16 protein-coding genes are annotated in these 23033 nt (G+C 66.8%); 11 read left to right on the forward strand and 5 right to left on the reverse strand.

The window, feature by feature from the left end; all coding sequences use genetic code 11:
• The first annotated feature begins 15 nt into the window (after positions 1-15).
• Positions 16-2292, forward strand: coding sequence for a xanthine dehydrogenase family protein molybdopterin-binding subunit (locus tag GEV02_RS12265; protein WP_152838251.1), 2277 nt, complete (start codon positions 16-18; stop codon positions 2290-2292).
• A gap of 49 nt (positions 2293-2341) precedes the next feature.
• On the opposite strand, the gene GEV02_RS12270 is transcribed toward GEV02_RS12265, so the two are convergent.
• Positions 2342-2899: a hypothetical protein gene (locus tag GEV02_RS12270; protein WP_174999076.1), complete on the reverse strand. Its 558-nt coding sequence runs from the start codon at positions 2897-2899 to the stop codon at positions 2342-2344.
• Positions 2900-2983: 84 nt separating this feature from the next.
• Positions 2984-3493, reverse strand: a complete 510-nt coding sequence (locus GEV02_RS12275) for a hypothetical protein (RefSeq protein ID WP_152838253.1) — start codon at positions 3491-3493, stop codon at positions 2984-2986.
• 111 nt (positions 3494-3604) lie between these two features.
• Here GEV02_RS12275 and GEV02_RS12280 point away from each other — a divergent pair, with 111 nt between their 5' ends.
• The 4 genes from GEV02_RS12280 to GEV02_RS12295 all read left to right on the forward strand — a co-directional run bounded on the left by GEV02_RS12280 (position 3605) and on the right by GEV02_RS12295 (position 15910).
• Positions 3605-5095 carry a hypothetical protein gene (locus tag GEV02_RS12280; protein WP_152838254.1) on the forward strand — a complete coding sequence of 497 codons (1491 nt, stop codon included), beginning with the start codon at positions 3605-3607 and terminating at the stop codon, positions 5093-5095.
• A gap of 3 nt (positions 5096-5098) precedes the next feature.
• Positions 5099-9442: a hypothetical protein gene (locus tag GEV02_RS12285; protein WP_152838255.1), complete on the forward strand. Its 4344-nt coding sequence runs from the start codon at positions 5099-5101 to the stop codon at positions 9440-9442.
• Between the two features lie 3 nt (positions 9443-9445).
• Positions 9446-14737 (forward strand): hypothetical protein, encoded by a 5292-nt coding sequence (locus GEV02_RS12290; protein WP_152838256.1) that lies wholly within the window; start codon positions 9446-9448, stop codon positions 14735-14737.
• Positions 14738-14845: 108 nt separating this feature from the next.
• The gene (locus GEV02_RS12295; protein ID WP_152838257.1) at positions 14846-15910 is read left to right on the forward strand and encodes an MBL fold metallo-hydrolase; all 1065 of its coding nucleotides are present in this window, start codon (positions 14846-14848) and stop codon (positions 15908-15910) included.
• 4 nt (positions 15911-15914) lie between these two features.
• On the opposite strand, the gene GEV02_RS12300 is transcribed toward GEV02_RS12295, so the two are convergent.
• Both GEV02_RS12300 and GEV02_RS12305 read right to left on the reverse strand, forming a co-directional pair.
• On the reverse strand, positions 15915-16292 hold the full coding sequence (locus tag GEV02_RS12300) for a VOC family protein (RefSeq protein ID WP_152838258.1): 378 nt from the start codon (positions 16290-16292) through the stop codon (positions 15915-15917).
• Between the two features lie 35 nt (positions 16293-16327).
• Positions 16328-17050: a helix-turn-helix transcriptional regulator gene (locus tag GEV02_RS12305; protein WP_152838259.1), complete on the reverse strand. Its 723-nt coding sequence runs from the start codon at positions 17048-17050 to the stop codon at positions 16328-16330.
• A 126-nt stretch (positions 17051-17176) separates the two neighbouring features.
• On the opposite strand from GEV02_RS12305, the gene GEV02_RS12310 reads away from it, so the two are divergent.
• The gene (locus GEV02_RS12310; protein WP_152838260.1) at positions 17177-18361 is read left to right on the forward strand and encodes a hypothetical protein; all 1185 of its coding nucleotides are present in this window, start codon (positions 17177-17179) and stop codon (positions 18359-18361) included.
• Positions 18358-19371 (forward strand): DUF4034 domain-containing protein, encoded by a 1014-nt coding sequence (locus GEV02_RS12315; protein ID WP_152838261.1) that lies wholly within the window; start codon positions 18358-18360, stop codon positions 19369-19371. Before GEV02_RS12310 ends, GEV02_RS12315 begins: the two co-directional genes overlap by 4 nt.
• A gap of 8 nt (positions 19372-19379) precedes the next feature.
• On the opposite strand, the gene GEV02_RS12320 is transcribed toward GEV02_RS12315, so the two are convergent.
• Entirely contained in the window at positions 19380-19808 is a 429-nt protein-coding gene (locus tag GEV02_RS12320; protein ID WP_152838262.1) for a thioredoxin family protein, read from the reverse strand.
• A gap of 97 nt (positions 19809-19905) precedes the next feature.
• Here GEV02_RS12320 and tsaB point away from each other — a divergent pair, with 97 nt between their 5' ends.
• Genes tsaB through GEV02_RS12340 form a run of 4 tightly spaced genes read left to right on the forward strand, consistent with a single transcriptional unit; the run spans position 19906 to position 23030 of the window.
• Positions 19906-20607, forward strand: coding sequence for a tRNA (adenosine(37)-N6)-threonylcarbamoyltransferase complex dimerization subunit type 1 TsaB (tsaB, locus tag GEV02_RS12325; RefSeq protein WP_152838263.1), 702 nt, complete (start codon positions 19906-19908; stop codon positions 20605-20607).
• Positions 20604-21074, forward strand: a complete 471-nt coding sequence (rimI, locus tag GEV02_RS12330; RefSeq protein WP_152838264.1) for a ribosomal protein S18-alanine N-acetyltransferase — start codon at positions 20604-20606, stop codon at positions 21072-21074. Before tsaB ends, rimI begins: the two co-directional genes overlap by 4 nt.
• The gene (locus GEV02_RS12335; protein WP_152838265.1) at positions 21071-22018 is read left to right on the forward strand and encodes a uracil-DNA glycosylase; all 948 of its coding nucleotides are present in this window, start codon (positions 21071-21073) and stop codon (positions 22016-22018) included. Before rimI ends, GEV02_RS12335 begins: the two co-directional genes overlap by 4 nt.
• The gene (locus tag GEV02_RS12340) at positions 22011-23030 is read left to right on the forward strand and encodes a DUF1853 family protein (RefSeq protein ID WP_408014849.1); all 1020 of its coding nucleotides are present in this window, start codon (positions 22011-22013) and stop codon (positions 23028-23030) included. The genes GEV02_RS12335 and GEV02_RS12340 overlap by 8 nt, the downstream gene beginning before the upstream one ends.
• The last annotated feature ends 3 nt before the right edge of the window (positions 23031-23033 follow it).

The raw sequence follows: 23033 nt of genomic DNA on the forward strand, positions 1-23033 counted from the left end.
AACCGGGAGACCGCAATGCAGGGACTGAAGCTCGGCGCGCGCCGCCGGTTTATTTTTGGCGGCGTGGCCGTCGCCGCCGGCGCGCTGGTGGTCGGCTGGGGCCTGATGCCGGCGCGCCAGCGCCTGAACGCCACGCACACGCTGCCGCTGGACGGCGACGCGGTCGCGCTCAACGGCTGGGTGGCGGTGGCGCCGGACGGCACGGTCAGCGTGGCCATGCCGCGCAGCGAAATGGGGCAGGGCGTGCATACCGCGCTGCCGATGCTGGTGGCCGAGGAGATGGACGTGCCGCTGTCGGCGGTGCGGCTGGTGCAGGCCACCACCGATAAAATCTACGGCAATATCGCCATGCTCAAGGACGGCCTGCCTTTCCATCCGGACGATGACGGCAGCTTGAAGGCGGCCGTCGGCTGGACCGTCGGCAAGGTGGCGCGTGAGCTGGGGCTCATCATCACCGGCGGCTCGTCCAGCGTGAAGGATGCGTGGCAGCCGATGCGCGAAGCCGGCGCCGCCGCGCGCGCCATGCTGGTGGCCGCAGCCGCCAGGCAGTGGAATGCGCGTCCGCAGGATTGCCGGACCGAGGATGGGCAGGTGATCCATGCCGACGGTCGGCGCCTGTCATACGGCGCGCTGGCGGTGGCCGCAGCGACGGCCGCGCCGGGCGAGATCCGCTTGAAGGATCCCAAGGACTTCAAACTGATAGGCCGCGCGCAGCCGCGCCGCGATACGCCGTCCAAGGTGAACGGCGAGGCGGTATTCGGCATCGACGTGCGTCCCGAGGGCATGGTGTACGCGGCGGTGCGCATGTCGCCGGTGATCGGCGGCGTGGTCTCCAGCGTCAAGCCGGAGGCGGTGCTGAAGATGCCGGGCGTGATGCAGGTGGTCGATTTTTCCAGCGCGCTGCCGCAGCAGACCGGCGCCGGCGCCGGCGTGGCGGTGGTGGCGAAGACGTATTGGCAGGCCAAACAGGCCGCGCTGGCCCTGCCGGTGCAGTGGAGCAGCGACGAACGGGCCAAGCTGTCGAGCGCCGCCATCTTTGCGGAGTTCGCGGCCAGGCTGGATGCGGAATCGGGCCATGCCTATCACAAGGCCGGCGACATGGATGCGGTGGAGGGCAAGGCTGCCGGCGTGGTCAAGACCGTGACGGCCGAATACCGCGCGCCTTATCTGGCGCATGCGGCGATGGAGCCGGTCAACTGCACCGCGCAGTTCAAGGACGGCAAGGTGTTCCTGTGGGCGCCGACGCAGTCGCCGGGATTCGCGGCGGAGGTGGCGGCCAAGGTCGGCGGCGTCGCGGCGGACAAGGTGGTGCTGGTCGTGACGATGCTGGGCGGCGGCTTCGGGCGCCGGCTCGATGTGGACATGGTGGCGCAGGTGGTGGCGGTGGCCAGGCGGGCCGGCGGCCTGCCGGTGCAGATGATCTGGTCGCGCGAAGACGACACCACGCACGACGTGTATCGCCCGGCGGCGCTGGCGCGCTTCAGCGCCAGCCTGGATGCGGCGGGCAGGGTGCTGGGCTACGATAACAAGTCGGCCAGCGGCTCGGTGTCGCACCAGTTCTTCAAGCGTAACCTGGGCTTGCCGCCCGGTGGGCCGGACAAGACCACGGCCGAAGGCGAGTTCGATATGCAGTACGAGTTCCCGAATCAGCGCATCCGCCACGTGATCGTCGACAGTCCGGTGCCGCTGGGTTACTGGCGCTCGGTAGGGCATTCGCACAATGCGTTTTTCAAAGAGAGTTTCATCGACGAGCTGGCGCATGCGGCGGGCCAGGACGAGGTGGCGTTCCGCCGCGGCCTGTTGAAGCAGCACCCGCGCCATCTGGCGGTGCTCGATGCGGCGGTGGCCAGGGCCGGCGCCGCGCCGGCCGGCCGCGCGCATGGCGTGGCGCTGCACCAGTCCTTCGGCACCATCGTCGCGCAGGTGGCCGAGGTGTCGGTGGAGGGCACGGAGATCCGTGTGCACCGCGTGGTGTGCGCGGTCGATTGCGGCATCGCCGTCAATCCCAACATCATCGCGCAGCAGGTGGAGTCGGCGGTGGTGTTCGGGCTGTCGGCGGCCCTGTTTGGCGCGGTGACGATCAAGGACGGCAAGGTCGAGCAGAGCAACTTCCACGACTATCCGGTGGTGCGCATCAACCAGGCGCCGGAGGTGGAAACCATCATCATGCCGAGCGCCGAACATCCCGAAGGCATGGGCGAACCGGCGACGCCGCCGATCGCGCCGGCCGTGGCCAATGCGGTCTTCAAACTGACCGGCAAGCGCCTGCGCAGCCTGCCGCTGACGCTGTGACGGCGAATATGTTCTTTCCAGAAGAAGGACGAAACCGGCACCTGGCGCACTAATAGGCGTTGAGCGCCTTGCTCATCGTATCCCAACGGTCGCGCTTGTCCGCAGAGCCGGCCGTGGTCTTGCACTTGGCCGCGATCTGTTTCATGGTGTCCCATCCCTCTTTTGAGAAAATATCCTTGAGCGCAACGATCTTTCCGATCTCGACCAAGTCCTCGGTGGGCAGGTTGCATATCGAATTCGATGGCTGGGTGTAACAGCCGACATGCGAGTCGATCGCCACCTTGCGCATTGCCGGGCAATCGCAGGCCTTGACCGGCTCGGTAATTTCCAAATGGGGAACGATGGCTTCCTGCAGGCAGACTAATGTCGCATTGCGCCATTTCTCGCCTTCCTTTGAAAATTTTGTATTTCCCAAGAAACGCTCGCAATAATTTTTACCATAAGAGATAAAATATTCCGACGATGATGTGGAGCAATTGCAGTATTTCGCAAAACACTGGGTATATACGCCGCAGCTCGGCGTTGCAGAATTCACGCATTGCGCCAATGCGTATTTCTCACAAAAAATAACAAAAATGAAAAGTACGCAGCGGAACCAATTTGACATTTTCATTCTCCCTTGATTGAAACGTTGGATTAGCGCTGTTGAATATGAATTTAAATAATCGTGCTCCATCCTCTATTCGGGACGTCAGGAATTGATCAATAGCGCAGCAGCAGGGTGCGCATCCTGGAATGTCGCGGAAAGCAGACAGATTCTGGTCTCGAAACCTTCGTACAACATCGCGGTCAAGCCTGCCATGCGCAATCCCGTGCGGAACTGCAAGGCGGCACCGCCAGCGAGCCGGGCTGCCAGATTCGGGCAGCCCAGCCCTACAACCCCTTGCAGGGAGGTACTGGCCGCAGCGCCGGGCGCCAGCGCCTGAAGGCGCCATCTGCCGCGCTGCTCGCCGTTGTCGCCGGTGCGGAACACAAAACCATCGTCGCCGACGAGACTCTCCGACAACACCGCTTCGACCTCGGGAAGCAGGGTGGAAAAACGATCCAGCACGCTGGTAATGACACTGGGATGCGCGCCCAATTCTTCGCTAATGCGGCGTAATTTTTCTCTCTCCAATGGTTGCATTGGAATGGCTTTGGCAATAAGCGGAGCAAAGTTTGCCCCTATCCCCGTAACAATAAGTTGTCGACGAGTAAGCATGAAATTATCCTTTGCAAAACATTAAGAATACTCTTAATATCAGTCGCCTGAAAGCATTTCGATTTAACCGTTTTATTGTTCGTTTTTAAAAACCAACAGTGGGGAGCGGGAATGAAATTTGTTAGCTTGGGATTGATATGGGTTGTGACATTTCTTTTATCCGGCTGCAGCAGTTACCGGCTTGACCGGCCAGAACAGCTTTATCTGGCGCAGTCCTATCTGCCATTGCCTAAGGATTTCAAGCCCCCTCCAGACTTGCCTGCACCGCACCCCTATATCGCCGCGGGTAACGACGATTGCACCGCTCCGCAGGGCGCGCCATGGCGCCGGCCCACAGGCAAATCGCGCACCACGCTCCAGGTTTTGCCGGGCATGACCTTGCTGGTCACAGAAACCAACTACAACCGCAATGCGGCGCAGGGCGTGCCCATCGCCAGCCGCTGGCCGTGGAAGTTGCCGTCGGCCGGCGCCTGCGGAGACGACCGCGACTGGAGCCGCGCAGACCTGGTCGCGGTCCGTCATCTCCTGAGCGCCGCCAGGCTGCCGAAGGAAGCCGCCACTCCGGATACCGACTATTACCTGCAGCTGGTCAGGGCGGCCGGCTGCGGCGAGGCAGACGGCACGAACCAGGCGTGTAGTTTTTCCAAGGTCCGCAGTCGTTTGCTGGAACCGTTTGTCACCAGCCTGGAGGTCAGCTACCGGGATGTCGGGCCAAATTACGAGCAGGTTCCGGCGGAGGGCAGCGCGTCCTCGGCGTTTCCGTTTCCACCCGATGCGGTCACAACTGTCCCTGTGATCGGCGGCAACCTGGGCGGATGGCTGACCGATATGACCTCGGTACGGCCGGACGATTTTTTCCAGTTCGCCCTGCCATCGGAACTGAACCTGAAGATGGATGTCGGGCAGCTGTGCGCGCGCTTGAGCAGCCGGCGCAATGCCGCTCCCATCTATGCCGGCGCAGCCGCGCCCGGCAATCCGCTGGATGTCGGCCATCATTACCAGACGGTGTCGCTGGCGGTGTGCAATTTCACGCTCAAACGGCTGTCGCTGATGCCGCGCGCGTCGTGGCCGCTGGCGCCGGCGCCGGGAGCCGACCTGGTGTTGCTGAGCAGTTCGGACCCGCTGCTGCTGTTCCGGCCGCCGGCGTACCGCAGCATGCTCGATTCCTCCGGGCGGCGGTTGTGTCCTCCCGCAACGCCGGGCGATGGCACGTGCCCCGAGGACGACAGGCTGAGCCAGGGTTTTGTTGACTTCGACATGCTGATCGAGTTGCACCTGGAGGGCGTGCGCGAAGCGTTGCAAGTACCGTCGACGATGAGCGTGGCGCAGTTCGAGCGCCAGCATGGCGCGGGCAAGAAGGTGGTTGAACTGCAGCGCGCGGCGGTCTGGCTGCCGCAGGCGCTCGCGTTGCGCGATCTGGCGGATGCCCGCGTTTCGGGCACGGTGGACACCTCCAAACTGGTATCCGGACCGAGCCTGGCGCTGCATTTCATGCCGGACCAGTCCGAGGAATGGCGCCGTCACAGCGGCGTGTACATCGTCGACTCGATGAAGGAGCAAGTCATCCTGGCTCCTGGTGATCGCATAACGCTGGCGAGGTAAGTCATGTCCAAGCTTGAATTTCTAGGGTGGGTGCTGGATGGCGCCGTCGATGGCGCGCGCGAGTACTTCGCGCCGCCCGCGCCCGGCATGTGGGGCGCGCGGGTGCTGTACGTCGAGCAGCGCGGCGGCCGCCATTGGCTGGGGACGGACGATGAAGTACTGAAGTTCAAGCTCGATCAGCTTGAAATCGAGTTGGAGTTCGACCGCGACGGGACGGAGGTGGCGCCGGCACCGGCGGGCAGGCTCAGGCTGATGCGCTCGGATAACCGCCTGTTCATCCGGATGGGCAAGCCCGCCACCCAGCCCGGCGCGTACCGCTTCCGCATCGGCCCCGGCGTGTTTGCCGACGGCAGCTGGCAGGCGCTGCAGTTTGGCGCCGATGGCGCGGTCATTGTGCCGTTGTCGGTGCAGCGTTATTTTATCCTGGATCTTGCCGACGGCCTGGGCAGCGAGAATCCGTTGGTAGTGCAACTGGGGCCGGGCAGCATGACGCTCAACCTGCAGCAGCGCAGCCTGAGCCTGTCGCAAGAGGCCTTGACCGCGCGTCTGCGCAACGCCAGGGCGAATGAAAGTCATGCCAACCGCGCGCTGGAAATGTTTAGCCAGCCGTTGTCGTGCTCGTTCAAGGAGCTTGCCGCGCAAGCCCCGCTGGCGGTGCAGTTCCGCGCCCGGCCCGGCAACGCTGCACCGGTGTGCCTGAACGTCGCGCGCACCGGGGCGCTGCCCGAGGCCGGCCTGGAGGTGCTGCAGTGCGGCCTGCGGTTGACGTTTGAAAAGGCGGGCAGCGGCGCGACGGCCTTGCTCAGCGAAGCGGACCTGGCGCCGCTCGACGGCCGGCCGATCCGGCTGCGCCTGATGGGGATATGGAACTCGCGCAACCAGGCGGAGGAATGGTCGTGCGCGACGCCGTTGCCGCTGGCCTTCCGCATCGGCCGCAGTCGCAGCGCGGGCGCCGACCAGGATCAGTGGAGCGCCGCCGTGCTGCGTCCCGGCGCCGAGGTGCTGGGCGGCCTGATACGGCTGAACGGCAGCCTGCCCGGCAAGACGACGCCGTTGCCCATGCACGGCGTAATACCGGGCGCGCAATTTCGCCTGAGCGGCGCCACCGCCGCCGCGCTGGTCCGCACTGTGGCCGCCAGCGACAAGGACGCGCCATTGCCGGCGCGCGAGTGGCGCGCTGCCAAGCTCATGTGTGGACAGTCGCGGCCGTGGTTGCGGCTGTCGGAGGCCGAGCTGCATTATCCGCGCCCCGGCGATGCCTACGGCAATGTCGAGCCATGGGTGTTTCGGGGAGCGCCCGGCGGCGTGTCGGGCGGCGTGCCGGCCATTCCGCTGGCCAACTGGCGCGATGGCGCCGCTGCGCCGCTGGCGGCCGCCAACCAAGAGATCGATGCCTCGTACAAGGCGTGTGCGCTGGCGACCATGGCCGGCGTGCACGAGACCGGCCTGGTCGACGCCAGCGATAACCAGGGCCGGGCCTTGCCAAAAATCGTCGCGCTGATGCCGCGCGACGCGCTGGCCGCGACCATGCAGACGCTGGTGCTGGAAAAGCATGTCAAGACGCTGCAGCTGGCCGCGCCGCCGCCGGCCGGCGCGCGCGCCGCCGCCGTCCTGTCGCTGTCGGTGGCCACGCCGCCGCTGGAGGCGGGTTTCGAATACTCAGTGTGTTGGGACGGCGCCAGGCTGCCCTCGGCCACCGCCACGTTTGCGCTCAAGGATTGGCCGGAAACGCTGATGACCAAGCTCGACATGGCGGTGCCGGTGAAGGTGGGGCTGCTCAAGAACGATGGCTCGCGTCTCAACGCGCTGCCGTTTGCGATACTCAAACTGGGCCGGCAGCGCGGGCTGGAGGCCATACTCCGGGAGCTGGCCGCTTATGCACCCGCCCAGGCCGCCGCGCAGACGCCGGCCGCGCTGGGCAAGGTGATCGATCTCATCGCCGAGACCGACGCCGCGGTGCTGGCGGCCAGCTGGGTGGGACTGGTGGCGTTTTCCGTGCCGCTGGACTTTTCCGAATTTACCGCGCTGGAGCAGACCATCCCGCTGGGACAGTCGACCAGCCCGCGGCTGGAATTCCTGGCGCTCGGTTCTCGACGCGGCGACACGGGGACGGCGGCCGACAGCGGCGCGGTGTCGGCGGCGGTGAGCTGGCGTTCTCCCTACGACCAGCAAGCTCATCCGCCGGTCTACGACAAGCCCGAGTCGGAAGTCAGTCTGTGGCCGAGCTTGCTCGACATGCGCTTCCGGCAGGGGCAGATGACGGCCTTCAAGGCGGCCTTGCAACTGGAGTTCCGGGCCTTTTTCGGCATGGGCCACCCGGCGGCTGCGGCGGCCGGCGCGGCATTGAACAATCTGGCCATCCAAGTCCTGGGCAGCGCGCGCAAGACCGATCCGAGCGCGCCGAATTCGCCGGTGGAATTCCAGTTCGTCGCCGACAGTAAATCGCTGACGCGGATTTATCCGATCGGCAAGGCAGCGGCGGATGCCGACAAGGAAAGCTTCCTCGAAGGGGTGTGGTTCAAGCGCCTGGAACTGGTGGACACGGTCGCCGCCGACGGCCGGCGGCAGTCGCAGATACGCATCAACGGCGAGATCGAGCTGCGCAAGCCGGACAATTTTTCGCTGGCCGGCCAGTTCCTCTCCAAGATCGAGGGCCGCCGCATTGCCTTCCTCAACCTGGGCATCGACATACCAGGGCCGCCCCGGCTGGACCCGCGGCTGCTGAAGATTTCCTATCCCAGCCTGTCGTTCAATCTCGACTTGCCGCACGTGGAACTGTTCGGCAACGCGCTGAGGATGAAGCTGTCCCAGCTGGCATTGAACTGGAACGGCGGCTTCGATTTCCCCGGCATGAGCAGCTTGAATCTCGGCACGCCCGGCTGGCGCTCGGCGCTGCCGAATCTCGTCTTCATCGGCCGTCTCGATTTCGGCAGCTTGCCGGCGATGTTCGCGCGCAGCCTGTCGGGCTTCTCGCTTGAACTGGGATTGGGCTTGAACTTCGATCCGGCCACTGCCAGCCTGGGGAGCGGGCGGGAGTTGTTCGTGCGCGGCTTTGGCTTCGATGGCCTCGACTTCGACCTGTTGCAGTTCCTGAGGGTCAAGATCGATCGCCTGAGGCTGGGGGCGTTGCCGAGCGCGCCGGGCGCTCCTAAGGGCGCCAGCCTGACGCTGGGTGGCGCGACCGTCCAGCTGTTGCGCTACACCATATTCGACCATGCCTCGGGCGGCTTCTTCAGTCGCGAGCAAGGTGGTGGCGAAGGGTTCTGGGCCTATTTTCCTGCCAGCCAAGGCAACAAATTCCTGCTGTTTTTCGACTGGGGCTTTGTCGCCAAGAATGTCGATTTCGCGCCCGAAGTGGCCAAGACCCTGCTGGTGCCGCCGCCGCTCAACCAGATCAGCGCCGATGCCGACACCGGCCTGGCCACCGGCAAGCAACTGGAGCTGCTGTGGGACCAGGGCAAGATCGGGCCGGCCACTGACGTCGCCGGAAGAGGGTGGACCTTTGCCGCCGGCCTGACGGTGTTGGGCGGCAGCCTGCGCGGCCGCGCGCTGATCCAGGATTCGGGCTTTGCCGGGCTATCGGTCTGGGGCGACGAACTGAAGAAATGGTTCGGCTACGATTTCTCGTTCTGCGGCATTTACCGGCGTAATCTGACGCCCGGCGAGGATTATTTTTATATTTCCACCACGCTGCCGGCGGTCACGCTGGGCACGATACATTTCACCGGCGGGGTGGTCGCCCTCGAAATCTATACCTCCGGCGACTTCATGGTGGACTTCGGCTTTCCGTGGCCGGGCGCCAACGGCGGGCGCGAATGGCTGCGCACGATAGGCGCCATCGTCACCCCCGGCCAGGCGTCGGCCGGGTTTTATTTGCGCAAGCGCGAGACCCGGCTGGATGACGCCGCCGGCGGCGGTACGCTGCTGACCATCAGCGCCGGCTTTGCCGTCCAGTGGGGGCTGGGTGCGGCCTTCGGCGGCGGCACCTTCACGGCCTGGGTGCGCATCGGCCTGTATGCCGTGCTCGAAGGCGTGGCGGCGTTGCGCATCCATGACCATCGCCTCGATCTGCAAACGCTGATCGTGTCCGGCGCCGGCGGCGTGCTGGTCGAAGGCGAGGGGGCGATCGACTGGTGGGTGATTTCGGTGCGGATCCACGTCTGCGCCTCGGCGGAAATCAGCCTGACCCTGAGCTGGCAGGCGGGCGGCGCCACGACCCTGGCCTTGCGCGCGGAGCTGTATGTCAGCGCCTCGGCCGAGGCTTGCGTCGGCGGCGGCTGGTTCAAGCTGTGCCGCAGCATCCGGGTCGGGCTGAGTATACCGGTCACTCATCAACTCACTTTCTAAACCATGCCTAACATCCTCCTCGTACCCGACATCTTTTTTCACCGCTGGGACCGCAGCGATGGCGAGCTGTGGCTCTGCCTGCGTTCCTACATCCTGGCGCCTGGCGTCGATGCCGACCATCCGCACGGCCGGCTCGACGATTTCCGCGCATGGGCCAGCGACCCGCATGGGGAACACACCAGCTTCAGCTACTCCATGACGCCGCCCTCGGTGCCGGCCGGTGCCTGCGTCGCCCGCCTCGATAGCGATACCCGGGCCATTCCGGTGAACCTGCCGACCAATGTCGATGTCTGGCTGCGCATCACGCGCGGCTTGACCGATCCGGCTACCTGGGTACGCGTCGCGCGCTCGCGCGGATGCCTCACCTCGCAGCAGATGCTGCCCGGCGGTCCGGACCAGGCCAAGGCCGCCGCCGGCGCGCCGGCGCAGGCAGCGCAGTCCTTCGCCTACTGGTTCAATGAAACGGTCCGCGCCAGGCACGACGCCAGCCCGGCCGCGGAACAGGATCAACTGTCGGGCTGGTTGGAGTTGCGTATGGAGTCCGGCGCCAAAATCCATTGGCAGCATGAGCGGCAGATCACCGGCCTGTTCCGCAACGAGGCCGACCCGGCCAAACCCGCACTGCCGCTGTTCCGTCCGGCTGATGCATGGGGCGCCAGCCTGCCTCCCGGCGCCGAGCTCGAGACCAATCTGTTCTGGCTGTGCGGCCAGATGTTGCCGCTGGGCCGCAAGCCGGTGGCCGGCAATATCGCCAGCATCACCGGCATCGATCTCTGGTTGGTGAAGGATGGACTGGCACTCGACCTGCAGGCGCCGGACCCGGCCGCACGGCTGTACGCCTTCCAGATTCCCAAGCCGGACCCGAGCCTGGCTCAAGTGCCGTATTTCAGCCAGATTCAGGACAGCTATGCGGCGACGCTGCGCTGCGCGCTGGAAGCGCCGGCGGTGCTGTTGCGCAGTGCGTTGACGGTAGACGCCACGTCAGCCAGCCCGCTCACATACTTTGGCCCAGCCTTGCGTTCCTATACGAAGGTGGGGACGAGCTTGCCCTCTGCCTGGGAGCACGGCGTGAGCGGGGGCCAGGAACGCCAGCTGTCGTCGCCGGCGGGCACGGTGCATTTCCCGCTGCTCAAGAATCTGGCGGCGGTTCAGATACGCGCACCAGAGCAGGCCGGCGTGGCCGGACCCGGCGCCATGAGCGTGACGCCGGTGATCGCGGTGCGGGGCAAGCTGAGTCCTTATCGCCGCTTTCCGAGAATGACCGGCGCCCAGCCCCTGCTGCCGACGGTGATGGTGTTCGATCCTGACCAGGGCGGCGACGAATTGCTCGGCTTGCTGGCGGCGGCACAGGGCCAGGCGGGGCTGGCCGCGATGTTCAAGAGCGCCAGACTGGACAATGGATGGACGCTGGAATTGCTGGCCAGCGCGCCGCTGCCATGGGATGGGCCGCAGGTCATGTACCGGGTGCTGGCGGTGCCGCCGGCGAACGCGGTACAGCCGGACCCGGCGGGGCCACGCACTTGTCCGCCGTGTTCGGCCGTGATGCACTTGCGCGCGCCGGTATCGCTGAGCGCGGTGCTGGGTTTCCAGGATGTCGAGCGACGGCATGCGGCGTGGCTGTGGAAGCCTGCTGGGGTGCATACGCCGGCGGCCCTGCAACAGTTCTGGCGCGCCAGCGCGCCGCAATGGGCCGACCTGCCGGTGACGACGCTGATGATCGACGGGCCCGCCACCCTGACGGAGGCGGTCGACGCCTTGGTCCTCGGCGATTACACGTTTTCCCTGGCCAACAGCCGCCTGCGGATCGAGCAGTATCTCGGGGTCTATGCGCCGCTGGCCGGCGGCGCGGCGAACTGCTCGCCGAACCAAACCCCGCTGCAGGACTATGAAGACGATCTGGTCAACTACAACACGGTGCGCATACGGCAGGCGACCGGCGAGTTGCTCGATACGCGGGTACGCTTTGCCCAGCAGGTCAGTCAGTCCGAGCGGGAATTGCATCGGCGTCAGGTGATACCGCTGCTTTTCGAGTGGCAGCGTGAGCCGAACGACCTGAGGCAATACGCGACCGGCAACACTCGCCTTCCGGACCGTGATATTCCATCCATCACGTGGCAGCAGATGCAGCGCCACGTCAAGTTTGCGGCGTTGGAAACGACCGCCGCGGAACCTTTCTCCATCGAGCTGGAACATACATATGCCAGCGCGATGCCGGCGCTGACGGCCGCTGGCGGCGCGCTCGCCTTGCGACGCGGCGCGGCGTTTGACTGGCCGATTGCCTACCCGACTGCGGCCGAGTGCTCCGATTTCATGGCGACGGCGGGGCTCGCCTCGGCGCCGCCGCGCTTCGTGGTGTGCCGCTACGATCATGCGGCGGGCACGGTCGTCATCAGCTTTGACGCGGACCTGCTGGATCCAGAACGGCTGCGCATGCTGCCCAGACCGCGGGACCGCGAAGCGCTGGCCATGAGCGCCTGGCGGTCTGTTGCCGAGCTGGCCGGCACCGATCAGCTCGGGCTGGCGATTCAGTATGGCTGCTTCGACCTGGGCGGCCAGTTGGGGGGCGGCGCGGCGGGGGCGGCGCTGCAGGCGCGCAACGGCTTTTCGGGGCGCTGGCGCGACGCGGTGCGGTTTGACACGCGTCCGGTGGCGCTGCCGGCCGCCGCGGTCCAGGCCCTCAAGTCCTGGACCGCCGACTTGTTGACGGCTCAACCCGGCTTTCGGCCACTGGTGCTGACCATTCCGGTCGACGGGGCGGACTGGCGCCTGGGAAGCGCCGCCCACGTCGCGCGGATCGACCTGACGATCACCCGGGCTGCCGGGAACGTGCCGTCGGCGCAGATGCAACTGGCGCCGATCACCTCGCAGGCCGGCCTGGCGCAAGTCGCGCCGGATACGCTGTGGGGCGCCTGGGCGCAGCTCGGCTTTGGCCCCGGTGCGGACCTCAACGACCTGCCGGAGCCGATCCGGGCCGAGATCGTTGCGGCCTTCCGGCTCTGGCAAGCAAGCATGCAGGCCGGCAGCGACAGCATCACGCCGCAGTTGCCGCCGTCGACGCAGCGCGGCGCCAGCCAGGGCGTGATTGCCGAACTGGAGGGAACGGACTGGTTTGTGCCGCACGGCTCGCCGCCCGCCAGCGGCTTCGAGGTGCAAGCGCAATTGCTGCCGCTGGGCTTTGCGCCCTGCGCGCGCCATCCTCAGCTCGGTTCGCTTGCGCAAGAGGCGCTGCAGCGGGTGATGGTCAACTTGCGGGATACGGTCGATCTGGCGTTTGAACAATGGGCGAGCGGCTCCGACGCGCAAGCGTGGCAGGCCCGGTTTGCGCGGATTGCCGCCCTGGGCCAGCGCGACCATGATCAGTGGACAGGCCCGTTGCCGCAGCTGGTTTCCACCATCGTGCGCGAACTGCTGGCGCCGCAGCCCGACCACCGCTCGCCGGATGTGGCGGCGGAAGTGGGCGAGATGGCGGTCTCCTGTGGCGACCCGGCCACCCAGCTCGGCCAGCTAAGCCTGGCTGTCGAGCGGATGTTGTTGGAGGATATGGCCTTGTTCGCGGATGCCAAGGCCTTGCTGCTGACCCGGATGGCCTTTGCCGCCTCGTCCGCGCAGTCGTCGCCGCCGCCGGGCACCCTGGCGCGCGCCGGCTTCACGCGCCAGATCCGCCCCGAGCTCCATGATGCGACGGCGCAGGTCGACGTCGTGGTTGGCTGGAAGCAGCTGGTGGCGGCCGGCAGCCCGGGGGCGTCCGGACCGCTATCGCAGATCGGGTATCTGGAAGTGCTGGACGACGCACGTTATGACAATGCCTTTGAAGTCAACCGTGCCGGACAAAAGTTCGAGACGTTTGAAGCGATGGTGGATACCGAGGCCGTCCAGCAGGGGTGGACGGCGCGTGCTCCGCTGGTGCCCGCCCGCGACGAGAACCAGCTGGCGGCCGACTTGCCACGCGAACTGCGCCTGGCTTCGCGCAACATCGTCGCGCCGCCGGAGCTGCTGTGGTCTGGCACGCGCGACGAGTTGACCAGCGCCCTGGCGACGCTGGGCACCGGCCAGAACCAGGGCTGGACCCTGGATGGCCTGTCGAGCGGTGCCGGCCCGAAGGCCGGGGCGGCCGATCTGGCTGTGGCCGGCTTCCGGCGGCCGGGCGCGTGGGATGTCGCGCTGACGGTTGATCAACAGCTGGTGCATTTTGTGTACCGCGTCAGCGGCGATGAGGAAGGTAGCGCGGGGATCGCCAGCGACGCCTTCAACAACGATGGCTTTTTCCTGCGCGGCTTGCGCAACCGCGAAGGCTTGAAGCAGGCCCTGGACCCGGAGAAAGTGGCCAACGCAAAGCATGCCCCGACGCCGGCGCTGGCGTCAGCGGCAGAGCGTTCGCTGCGCGACTTTCTTGATGCGCCCAGGGGGACGAGTGCGGCGGCCGATCTGTGCGACAGGACGCTGTTGAACAACCTGCCGTTTTACCAGCAGCTTGCAACTCTGGCGCGGACCGAAACAGCGCCGTCGCTGCAGGATGATGCGGTTCTGTTGCGGCTGCTCAAGGAGGGCGCCACGCCGGGCGATTTCTGCCTGGGCGCCAAGGCCGGTGGCCAGGAATTCCTGCAACGCATACGCCATGTCGCGCTGTTCACGCCGGTCGCGCAACCGGCGGACGGCGCCAGGATCATGGTCGCCTACCTGGTCGTCTCGGTGGCGCTGGATGCCTGGACCGGGTGGGATGTGTCGCTGAGCCAGAGCCGCAACATGCCGCTGGATGCCTGGTCGCCGACCTGCGGTGCGCATCAGGGCCGGCGTCCTGCGCCATTTTCCGAGGTCTTCTGGCAGGCGACCGATCAGGCCAGCATGCCGACTACCCAGCATATCGCCACCGCCGCCGCTAATGGCCCCGGCCACTGGCGCCTGGCCCCGGGGGATTTCCACGTTTTTGCCTTGCCGCCGGAGTGGATAGGGCAGGTGCTGAGCGCCAGAACGGTGCTGGACCGCTTGTTGTTTGAAGCGAAACTATGGGTGGGCGAGCATCACAGCGCAACCATCCTGGCGAAGGAGAGCGCAGGACTGGCCTACGATATGCCGTTCAGCCTGACGGTATTTCAGGAGCAGTTCGTCAGCCGGCAGGGCCAGCCGCAGCCGGTGCGCTATCCATTCCAGAGCTTCGTGAGCTTGCAGCCGGGCGACGCGTTGCAGAGCCGTGTCTGGTTCCCGGAGGAGTATGCGACGTTTAGTGTCGACGTGCGATGGTTACGTCCGCGGGGGGCGGTGTTTATGGCGATAGAACGCATCTTTATCCGGGCTTAGAGGCAGGCTCCACTTGCGCTGCCCCCGGCAAGCGGTCTAAGCTTGAGGGCTGCGGCCCAGCCGGTAGGGCCGCAGTCTTTCGATCCATCCCTTTTGACGTTAGCCCATATGATTTTTCGCCAGCTTTTCGACCCCACTTCCTCCACCTACACCTATCTGCTGGGCGACAGCGGCGAGGCGCTGCTGATCGATCCGGTCTACGAACTGGTGCCGCGCGACCAGGCGCTGCTGAGGGAGTTGGGCTTGCGTCTGCTGGCGACGCTCGATACGCATGTGCATGCGGACCACGTCACCGGCGCCTGGCGCCTGCATCAAAGCTGCGGCAGCGGCATCGCGCTGGCGGCGGCGGCGGGCGCCGAGCTGGCGGACCGCCCGCTGCGCCACGGCGACCGCATCGCCTTCGGCAGCCGACACCTGACCGTGCGCGCCACGCCCGGCCACACCAACGGCTGCCTGACCTATGTGCTGGACGACGAAAGCATGGCCTTCACCGGCGACAGCCTGCTGATACGCGGCTGCGGCCGCACCGATTTCCAGCAGGGCAGCGCGCAGCAGCTGTTCGCGTCGGTGCGCGAGCAGATCCTGACGCTGCCCGATGGCTGCCTGCTGTATCCGGCACACGATTATCGCGGCATCACCGTCACCAGCGTGGCCGAGGAGCGCCGTTTCAATCCGCGCCTGGGCGGCGATGTCGATGTGGGCGACTTCACCGGGCATATGAACAATCTGCACCTGCCGCATCCCAAGCTGATCGCCGTGGCGGTGCCGGCCAATATGCGCTGCGGCCAGCCCGAAGGCAATGCGCCGGTGCCGGACACGCCGTCCTGGGCGCCGCTGACGCTGCGTTTCAGCGGCGTGTGGGAAATCGAACCGATGGCGTTGCTGGAGCATCTGAACCAGGTGCAGATCGTCGATGTGCGCGAGGCGCCGGAGTTCATCGACCAGTTGGGCCATCTGCAGGGCGCGCGGCTGGTGCCGCTGTCGCAGTTGATGGACCGCGTGGGTGAACTGGACCGCGAACGGCCGGTGGTGGCGGTATGCCGCTCGGGCGTGCGCTCGGCGCAGGCCAGCGTGCTGCTGGCCAAGGCCGGCTTCGCCCAGGTCGCCAACCTGGCCGGCGGCATGCTGCGCTGGAAGCTGGAGGCGCTGCCGGTGGCGTCCGACAGCGTTTGACGATCTAGCGGCCGGCGGCCACGTTCAACACCCAGTTGACGCCGAAGCGGTCTTTCAGCATGCCGAACAGCGGCGCCCATTGCGAGGGCGTGAGCGGCTGCGTGATCGTCGCGCCTTCGCTCAGCTTGTCCCAGCAGGCGGTGATTTCTTCCGCCGTCTCGCCGCCCACCACGACGAAAAAGGCGTTCTCGCCCTGATGCCACGGCAGGTCGGCCGTCACCTGGCCCCACATGACCTGGTTGGCGTCCGACGGCGTGCGGACGTTGCCCGCATCCTGGTAGGTGACGATATCCACGGCGCCGCCGAACACGGCCTGGTAGAAGCCGAGGGCCTGGCGGGCATCGCCGCGGAAGTTGAGGTGGGTGCTGGCCTGGACTGACATGATGACGCTTTCTGTGTGTTGAAGGAGTCGCCATTCTATGGATCGCTACTGTCAGTTTCTGGCAGTATGCTGCGGCCTGCGACGAATTCGGTGCGGCGCCATTCCTTCAGCAGGGCCTGGCGGTGCCTGGGGTAGCGCTGGTCCAGCAGCGCCGCCTCGGTGATGCGGTCGGAGCGGAAGTTGCGGAAGCCGTCGCGCAGCTCGCACCAGCACATCACCACGCGCGTCTGGTCGAAGTACACCAGCGCGTAGGGCCAGACCACGCGCTGCGAGACGGCGCCTGCCGGGTCGCGGTAACTGATCCTGAGCTTGTGCTCGCTGCGGATGGCCGTGCGCAGCAGGTCGGGCTGGACCGGCGTGTGCAAGGCCTTGCGGCCGGCGCCGACCAGCAGGGCCGACGCGTCCAGCTCGCGCCGCATGTCGGGCGGCAGCACGGCCGCAATCTTTGCCAGGGTGCCGAGGGCGCCCTGCGCCAGTTGCCGGTCGCCGCTGTCGGCGACCAGGCGCATGCCCAGCACCAGCGCCTCGATCTCTTCCTGCCCGAACATCAGCGGCGGCAGCATGAAGCCGGGCCGCATGACGTAGCCGACGCCGGGCTCGCCCTCGATGGCGGCGCCCTGGGCTTGCAGGCTGGCGATGTCGCGGTACAGCGTGCGGATGCTGACGCCGGTTTCGACGGCCAGCACCTGGCCGCTCACGGGGCCGCGGTGGCGTCGCAGGACTTGCAGCAGCTTGAGCAGGCGTTCGGATCGGGACATGGCGCGATCATAGCGCAGGAAAGCGGCGGGGCGGCGGGTTCTCCTTCTGCGCGGTTGTGACAATCTGTGTAGATGGCGGGCAGCTTAAGCACGTATAGTTGCTTTTTTCGTCATTCGAGTGAGCCTATGACCCGCGTGCGCCGACTTACCGTCCTGATTTGTGCCTTGTGCTCGGCATTCGCCGTCGCCGCCGCCACGCCCGACGACGAACAGAATGCGGAAATGACCAAGGCCTTGCATCGCAACCTGCTGCGTTCGTTCGCGCTGGACAAGGACTTGAAGATCGACCCGGAATTGCGGACGGCGGCCGGCGACATCAGCGCGGCCCACGTGGCCCGCATCGACCAGCTGTTTCCGGCCTGGCTGGCCGAGGAGCGCCAGCTGCAAACCCAGGCCAGCGCGGGCAAGGCCCCGCGGGCCAACGAGTTGTTTTTTGCCGTCTGGGCGCGGCTGTTGAACGAATTGGCGCTGTGGCAGATCGAGCCGGGCGACGCCGACTACGAGCGCGCAACGCTGGCGGTGCTGCAGTCGTCGCCACGCGTCTGCGATGTCGCCGGCGAGGACCTGTACGGCGATTTCGCCACGCGCATCGCCCGCATCCAGGCCATGCCGGCGGCCCAGCGCGCAGCGGCGCTGGCGACCGAGCGGCGCCTGCTGAGCCGCTGGGGGCAGGCGCGGGAGGTCGCGGCCTGGCCCGATCCCTTGCCGCAGGACGCAGGCGCGCAGTGGCGCAAGCGGGCGGCAACGGCCGGCGAACGGCCGGTGCCAGCGCTGTCGCCGGCGTTGGCGAGCGCCATACTGGCCGATAAGAAAAGCTTTGGAGACTTGTATCCGCAATTAAAATGCGCGCTACAGCAATGGTGGTTGCAAGTGAGCTTGCAGCAGGGCGCGACGCCGGCCGCCGCGCTGAATGCCTTCCGCTACGGCACGCTGATCAACGCCATCGACCGTTTTGCCGACTTCTATGACCAACCGCCGGCGGACGGCAAGCCGGCGCTTGCCGGCTTGCCCGTCTATCCGAGCGCCGCCGCCCGCTTCATGGCCACCGGCGTCACCACCATGCGCGCGCGGCTCGATGCCGCCGGCAAGCCTGTACAGGCCACTGTCACCGCCCGCAAGATCACCGTGCCCGGCATCCGCGGCGTGCGTCCGGTGGCGTTCGAAAATATCTTCGACGCGGCGGCCGTGAAGTACGCGCTGGGCGGCTTCCGCTACGACCGGCCGCGCGGCGCCGAGCCATTCGCGTTCAAGCTGGAGTGGAACCTGTCGGACGAGCCTGCCGTCAATCAGACCAAGCAGGGAAGCCAATGAGCTACGCGTCGAAATCCCTGAACACCTTGCTGGCATGGGCCGTGGCGTGCGGCGCCGCTATCGCTGCTCCGGCGGCCGCCCCCGTGTCCCCGATCACCACCGAGGCCGAACAGGCTTTCTGGTGGGGCGACTTCGCCGCGCTGGAGCGGCAGAACGCTTTGCTCCGGCAGCCTGGCCACATCGCCGCCGATGGCGGCTCGGATGTCGAAATGTTCCGTGTCGGCCTGAACCGGGTGATCGACAACCACGTCGCCGACCGCGAGCCATACTTGCGGGAGCTGGAGGCGTTGACCCTGCAATGGGCCACCGAGCACCCACAGTCGGCGCTGGCGCATGTGCTGTACGCGGATGTGCTGGTATCCCACGCGTGGTCGTATCGCGGCAACGGTTACGCCAAGGACGTGCCGCCGCAGGCGTATGAGGAGTTTCAAACCTATCTGCAGCGCGCGGCCGAGTATCTGCTGGCCCACGCCGACGTCGCCCTGACCGACAGCTATGCACACAATATTCTGGTGCGAATAGGCATGGGGCTGGGCTGGAGCGCGGCGCAGCAGCGGGCCACCGCCGAGGACGGCCTGAAACGCAATCCCGAGGATTTCGGCCTGTACTTCAGCGTACTGAGCACCATGTTGCCCAAGTGGGGCGGCGACTCCAGGTCGCTGGATAAATACATCCGCCAGGTGACGTCGCAGACCAAGGCCACGTATGGCACCGGCATGTATGCGCGCCTGTATTCGTACGCGGCCGAGAACCAGTATGGTCACGCCCTGTTCGAGGACAGCGGGGCCGACTGGCCGACCATGAAGCGCAGCTATGAGGATATGCAGGCGCGTTTCCCCGACAGCCCGGCACGCCGCAACCGCTATGCCTATATGGCTTGCCTGGCCAAGGATACGCAGACCTTGCGCAGCCAGCTGGAGGAATTGGGGCCGCGGGTCGACGCGTCGAAGTGGGGGCCGAACCCGCAGCGTAGTCTGGAGGGTTGCCAGCGCCTGGCGGCCAAGAGCTAAGGTTTAGCTCAGGCCTGCGCGTTGCGCATCAGCGTGCGCAGGTTGCAGTCGGCCTGCCAGCGGCGGCGTTCTTCGCTGCTGCGGGCCAGCTCGGCCAGCTCGGCGTCGCTTTGCCCGGACTGGGCCAGCACCAGCCGGTGCGCCACGCCGGCGTCCGGCAGCATGGTGCCGAAGAAGGCCACCAGCTCGTGGTGCTGGATCAGCAGGGTGGGGAAATTTTCCACGTCGAGGTCGCCCACGATGTCGGCGTGGTCTTCGATATCGATCCAGACGAAGACCTTGTCTGGGTGGCGCGCGGCCAACTCGTCGAAGGTGGCGCGGTAGGACTCGCAGGTGCCGCACCAGGCGGCGCACAGGCAGGCCACGATCCAGCGGTCGCCGGCCAGGGCGGCGGCGATTTCTGCGCGATTGTCGGAATTCAGGGTCAAACTGTGCATGGTGTTCATCGGTTGGGGGCGGCCTCTGCGCCTGACGGCTGTATTCTACATCCCCGCGCGGGGTCGCGCCTGCCAGCCCGGCAGGTTAAAATACGGGATGCCTACTATTCTTGCCATTGAAACTTCCTCCGAACTCGCCTCCTGCGCCTTGCTGCGGGGCGAAACGGTCATCAGCCGCGTGTCCTCGGGCGTGCGCACCCATTCGCAATCGGTGCTGCCGATGATACAGGAGCTGCTGGCCGAAGCCGGCATCGCGCTGAAGGATTGCGATGCGATCGCTTTCGGCTCGGGGCCGGGCTCGTTCACCGGCGTCCGCACCGCTTGCGGCATCGCGCAGGGCCTGGCGTTCGGCGGCAATCTGCCGGTGGTGCCGGTGGTGACGCTCGATGCCATGGCGCTGGCCTGCCATCAGCAGCATGGCGCCGGCGAGGTGCTGGCGGTGCTGGATGCGCGCATGGGCGAGGTCTATTGGGCGCAGTATCGTTTCGAAGCGGGGGCGGCGCCGCTGGCGGTGTTGCCGCCGGTGCTGTCGGCGCCCGAGGCCGTGCAGCCGCAGGGCGCGCCTGTCGCTTGCGGCAATGGCTTGACGGCCTATGCGGCGGCGTTTGCCGGCGGCGGCCATGCCGAGGTGATGCCGCATGCCGAGCAGGTGGCGCAACTGGCGGCGCAGGCTTTCGCCGCGGGGCAGACGGTGACGGCTGCCGAGGCGCAGCCGCTGTATTTGCGTAACAAGATCGCCTACACCCAGGCCGAGCGTCGCGACATGGCGGCCGCCAAAGCCGCTGAAGGTGGCGCATGAAGCAAGTGTGGGATCTGGCGCGGCTGAACTATGAGCCGATGCGGCAAACCGATCTGGCCGAGGTGGTGCAGTTGGAGCAGAGCGTGTATCCGCATCCATGGAGCATGGCCAATTTCGTCGATTCGCTGAGCAGCAATTACGAGGCGTGGGTGTTGCGCGATCAGGAGGGCGGCTTGCTTGGCTATTTCCTGCTGATGGCGATTGTCGACGAGGCGCATTTGCTGAACGTGGCGGTGTCGGCCGAGCGGCAGGGACAGGGACTGGGACGGTTTTTGCTGAACCAGGCCGTGGCTTGCGCGCGCGGCCTGGGCATGGAGTCGGTGCTGCTGGAAGTGCGGCCTTCGAATACGCGGGCGCTGGAGATTTATGAGCGCTACGGTTTTAAACATATCGGTCGACGCAAGGGCTACTATCCCGCCGCCGATCAGCAACGCGAGGACGCTATCGTTATGCGGTTCGGTATATGAGTCAGCGTAGTACGGTGTTCCTCGATGAGATGGGCGTGGGCGTGCAATGGAAGTTGCGCAATCCGGCATCAGGCGAAGAGGCGGGCGGCCAGCAGGAAACTGTTGAGTCGGTTGTTGAGGTGGTCGCCGAGGCGGCGCCTGCGTTTGTGCCGGCTCCCGCGCCCGCGCCGGTGATTGCCGCCGCGCCGGTGGCCGCACCTGTGGCCGCACCGACGCCTGCGCCTGCGGTCGCGATGCAGCCGCCCGTGGCCGCACCCGCGCCATCGTTCGCGCCGGAGCAGCCGCTCGCCGACGAACCCGCCGCCGCGATGGACGACGACTCCACCGCCTGGTTCGACGAGGCCCCCGTACCCGCACGCGCCGCGCCGGTCAGCGACGAGGCCATCGCCGCCATGGACTGGACCGCGTTGAAGACCGCCGTGTCGACCTGCACTCGCTGTAGCCTGTGCGATGTACGCCGCAACGCCGTCAACGGCCGTGGCGCCGCCGATGCGACGTGGCTGGCCATCGCCGCCGCGCCGTCGCGCCTGGACGAAAAGGAAAACCAGGCCATCACCGGCGAGGCGGGCCAGCTGCTGGACAATATGCTGAAGGCCATCGCCCTCAAGCCGGAGACGGATGTCTACGTGACCAACCTGGTCAAATGCCGCCCCGTCGCCGACGACGGCGCCGACCGCGCGCCGACCGGCGAGGAGTTGCTGGCCTGTCGTCCGTTCCTGGACCGCGAGCTGGCGCTGACCGGCGCGACCATGGCCATGACCTTCGGCCAGTACGCCGCCAAGGGCCTGATGATGGGCCCGGCCGCGCGCGGCAAGGTGATGCGCTACGGCGCCGCCGAACTGCCGGTGGTCGCGACCTATCACCCGGACGACCTGCTGCGCCGGCCGGAAGACAAGGCCAAGGCCTGGGGCGACCTGTGTCTCGCCAAGGCGGCCCGTGACTAGCCAGCCGCCGGCCGCGCCGGCGAGCGCGCCCCCGGCCAGCGCCTCCGGGGCGCTCGCCGCGCCGACGGACAGCTATCAAATCCGCTTCGAACAACGCTGGGGGCACCTGACCCGTCCGCACGTGCGCGCACTGGCCTGGCTGCTGGACGCGCCCGACCTGCTGGACCCGGCCTCGCCGCACTGGCATGGCCGCATCGCCACCCTCGGCGCGATGTCGCAGGAAACCGCCGACTGGCTGGCCGCGCTGGAACAAGACCCCGTCCCGCTCGACGCCGCGCTGGGCGCGCGCCACTACTCACGCCTGGGCCTGTACGCCGAAAAACTGATGGCCTTCTATTTCGCCGAACACGGCAAGCTGGTGGCCCACGGCCTGCAAGTACGCGCCAACCGCAACGACACGGTCGGCGAGTTCGACTTCCTGCTGCGCGACGGCGACGACCTGGTCCACCTGGAATTCGCGACCAAGTTCTACCTGCTCGACGCAGCCGAGGCGGGCGCCGACTTCAACGGCCTGATCGGCCCCAATCTGGCCGACACGCTGGGCGCCAAGATGCGCAAGATCTTCGACAAGCAGCTGTCCCTGGCCGCCCATCCGGCGGCCCAGCCCCTGCTGCCGCAACCGGTGGCGCGCGCGCAGGCGCTGGTCAAGGGCTGGCTGTTCTATCCGGGCGGCGAGGAGGAGGCGATGCCGGGCATCTCGCAGCCGCATTGCAGCGGCTTCTGGATGCCGCTGCAGCAAGCCGCCACGCTGCAGGGCGAGCACTACGCCATCATGCCGCGCCTGCACTGGCTGGCGCCGCTGAAGACGCCGCTGGACGCGGTCTCGCTGAACCACGCGGAACTGCTGGCCGCGCTGCACGATCACATGGCGCAGGCGGCCGCGCCGGTGATGGTGGCGGTGCTGCGTCGGGACGGGGAGTGGCTGGTGGAACAGCGCCGCGGCTTCGTGGTGCCGGACGACTGGCGCGCGCAAGCCGCGCAGCGCCGCCAGGACGGCGCGCTGCCGGCCTAGCCG

This window comes from Rugamonas aquatica (assembly GCF_009380215.1).
GTDB classification, from domain to species: domain Bacteria; phylum Pseudomonadota; class Gammaproteobacteria; order Burkholderiales; family Burkholderiaceae_D; genus Rugamonas; species Rugamonas aquatica_B.

What these genes read in the sequence shown, in the direction of transcription:
- GEV02_RS12335 (WP_152838265.1), top strand. Translation starts at nt 21,071, where the DNA reads ATGAGTCAGCGTAGTACGGTGTTCCTCGATGAGATGGGCGTGGGCGTG.
- GEV02_RS12310 (WP_152838260.1), top strand. Translation starts at nt 17,177, where the DNA reads ATGACCCGCGTGCGCCGACTTACCGTCCTGATTTGTGCCTTGTGCTCG.
- GEV02_RS12295 (WP_152838257.1), top strand. Translation starts at nt 14,846, where the DNA reads ATGATTTTTCGCCAGCTTTTCGACCCCACTTCCTCCACCTACACCTAT.
- GEV02_RS12320 (WP_152838262.1), bottom strand. Translation starts at nt 19,808, where the DNA reads ATGCACAGTTTGACCCTGAATTCCGACAATCGCGCAGAAATCGCCGCC.
- GEV02_RS12280 (WP_152838254.1), top strand. Translation starts at nt 3,605, where the DNA reads ATGAAATTTGTTAGCTTGGGATTGATATGGGTTGTGACATTTCTTTTA.
- rimI (WP_152838264.1), top strand. Translation starts at nt 20,604, where the DNA reads ATGAAGCAAGTGTGGGATCTGGCGCGGCTGAACTATGAGCCGATGCGG.
- GEV02_RS12265 (WP_152838251.1), top strand. Translation starts at nt 16, where the DNA reads ATGCAGGGACTGAAGCTCGGCGCGCGCCGCCGGTTTATTTTTGGCGGC.
- GEV02_RS12300 (WP_152838258.1), bottom strand. Translation starts at nt 16,292, where the DNA reads ATGTCAGTCCAGGCCAGCACCCACCTCAACTTCCGCGGCGATGCCCGC.
- GEV02_RS12275 (WP_152838253.1), bottom strand. Translation starts at nt 3,493, where the DNA reads ATGCTTACTCGTCGACAACTTATTGTTACGGGGATAGGGGCAAACTTT.
- GEV02_RS12270 (WP_174999076.1), bottom strand. Translation starts at nt 2,899, where the DNA reads ATGTCAAATTGGTTCCGCTGCGTACTTTTCATTTTTGTTATTTTTTGT.
- GEV02_RS12290 (WP_152838256.1), top strand. Translation starts at nt 9,446, where the DNA reads ATGCCTAACATCCTCCTCGTACCCGACATCTTTTTTCACCGCTGGGAC.
- GEV02_RS12305 (WP_152838259.1), bottom strand. Translation starts at nt 17,050, where the DNA reads ATGTCCCGATCCGAACGCCTGCTCAAGCTGCTGCAAGTCCTGCGACGC.
- tsaB (WP_152838263.1), top strand. Translation starts at nt 19,906, where the DNA reads ATGCCTACTATTCTTGCCATTGAAACTTCCTCCGAACTCGCCTCCTGC.
- GEV02_RS12285 (WP_152838255.1), top strand. Translation starts at nt 5,099, where the DNA reads ATGTCCAAGCTTGAATTTCTAGGGTGGGTGCTGGATGGCGCCGTCGAT.
- GEV02_RS12315 (WP_152838261.1), top strand. Translation starts at nt 18,358, where the DNA reads ATGAGCTACGCGTCGAAATCCCTGAACACCTTGCTGGCATGGGCCGTG.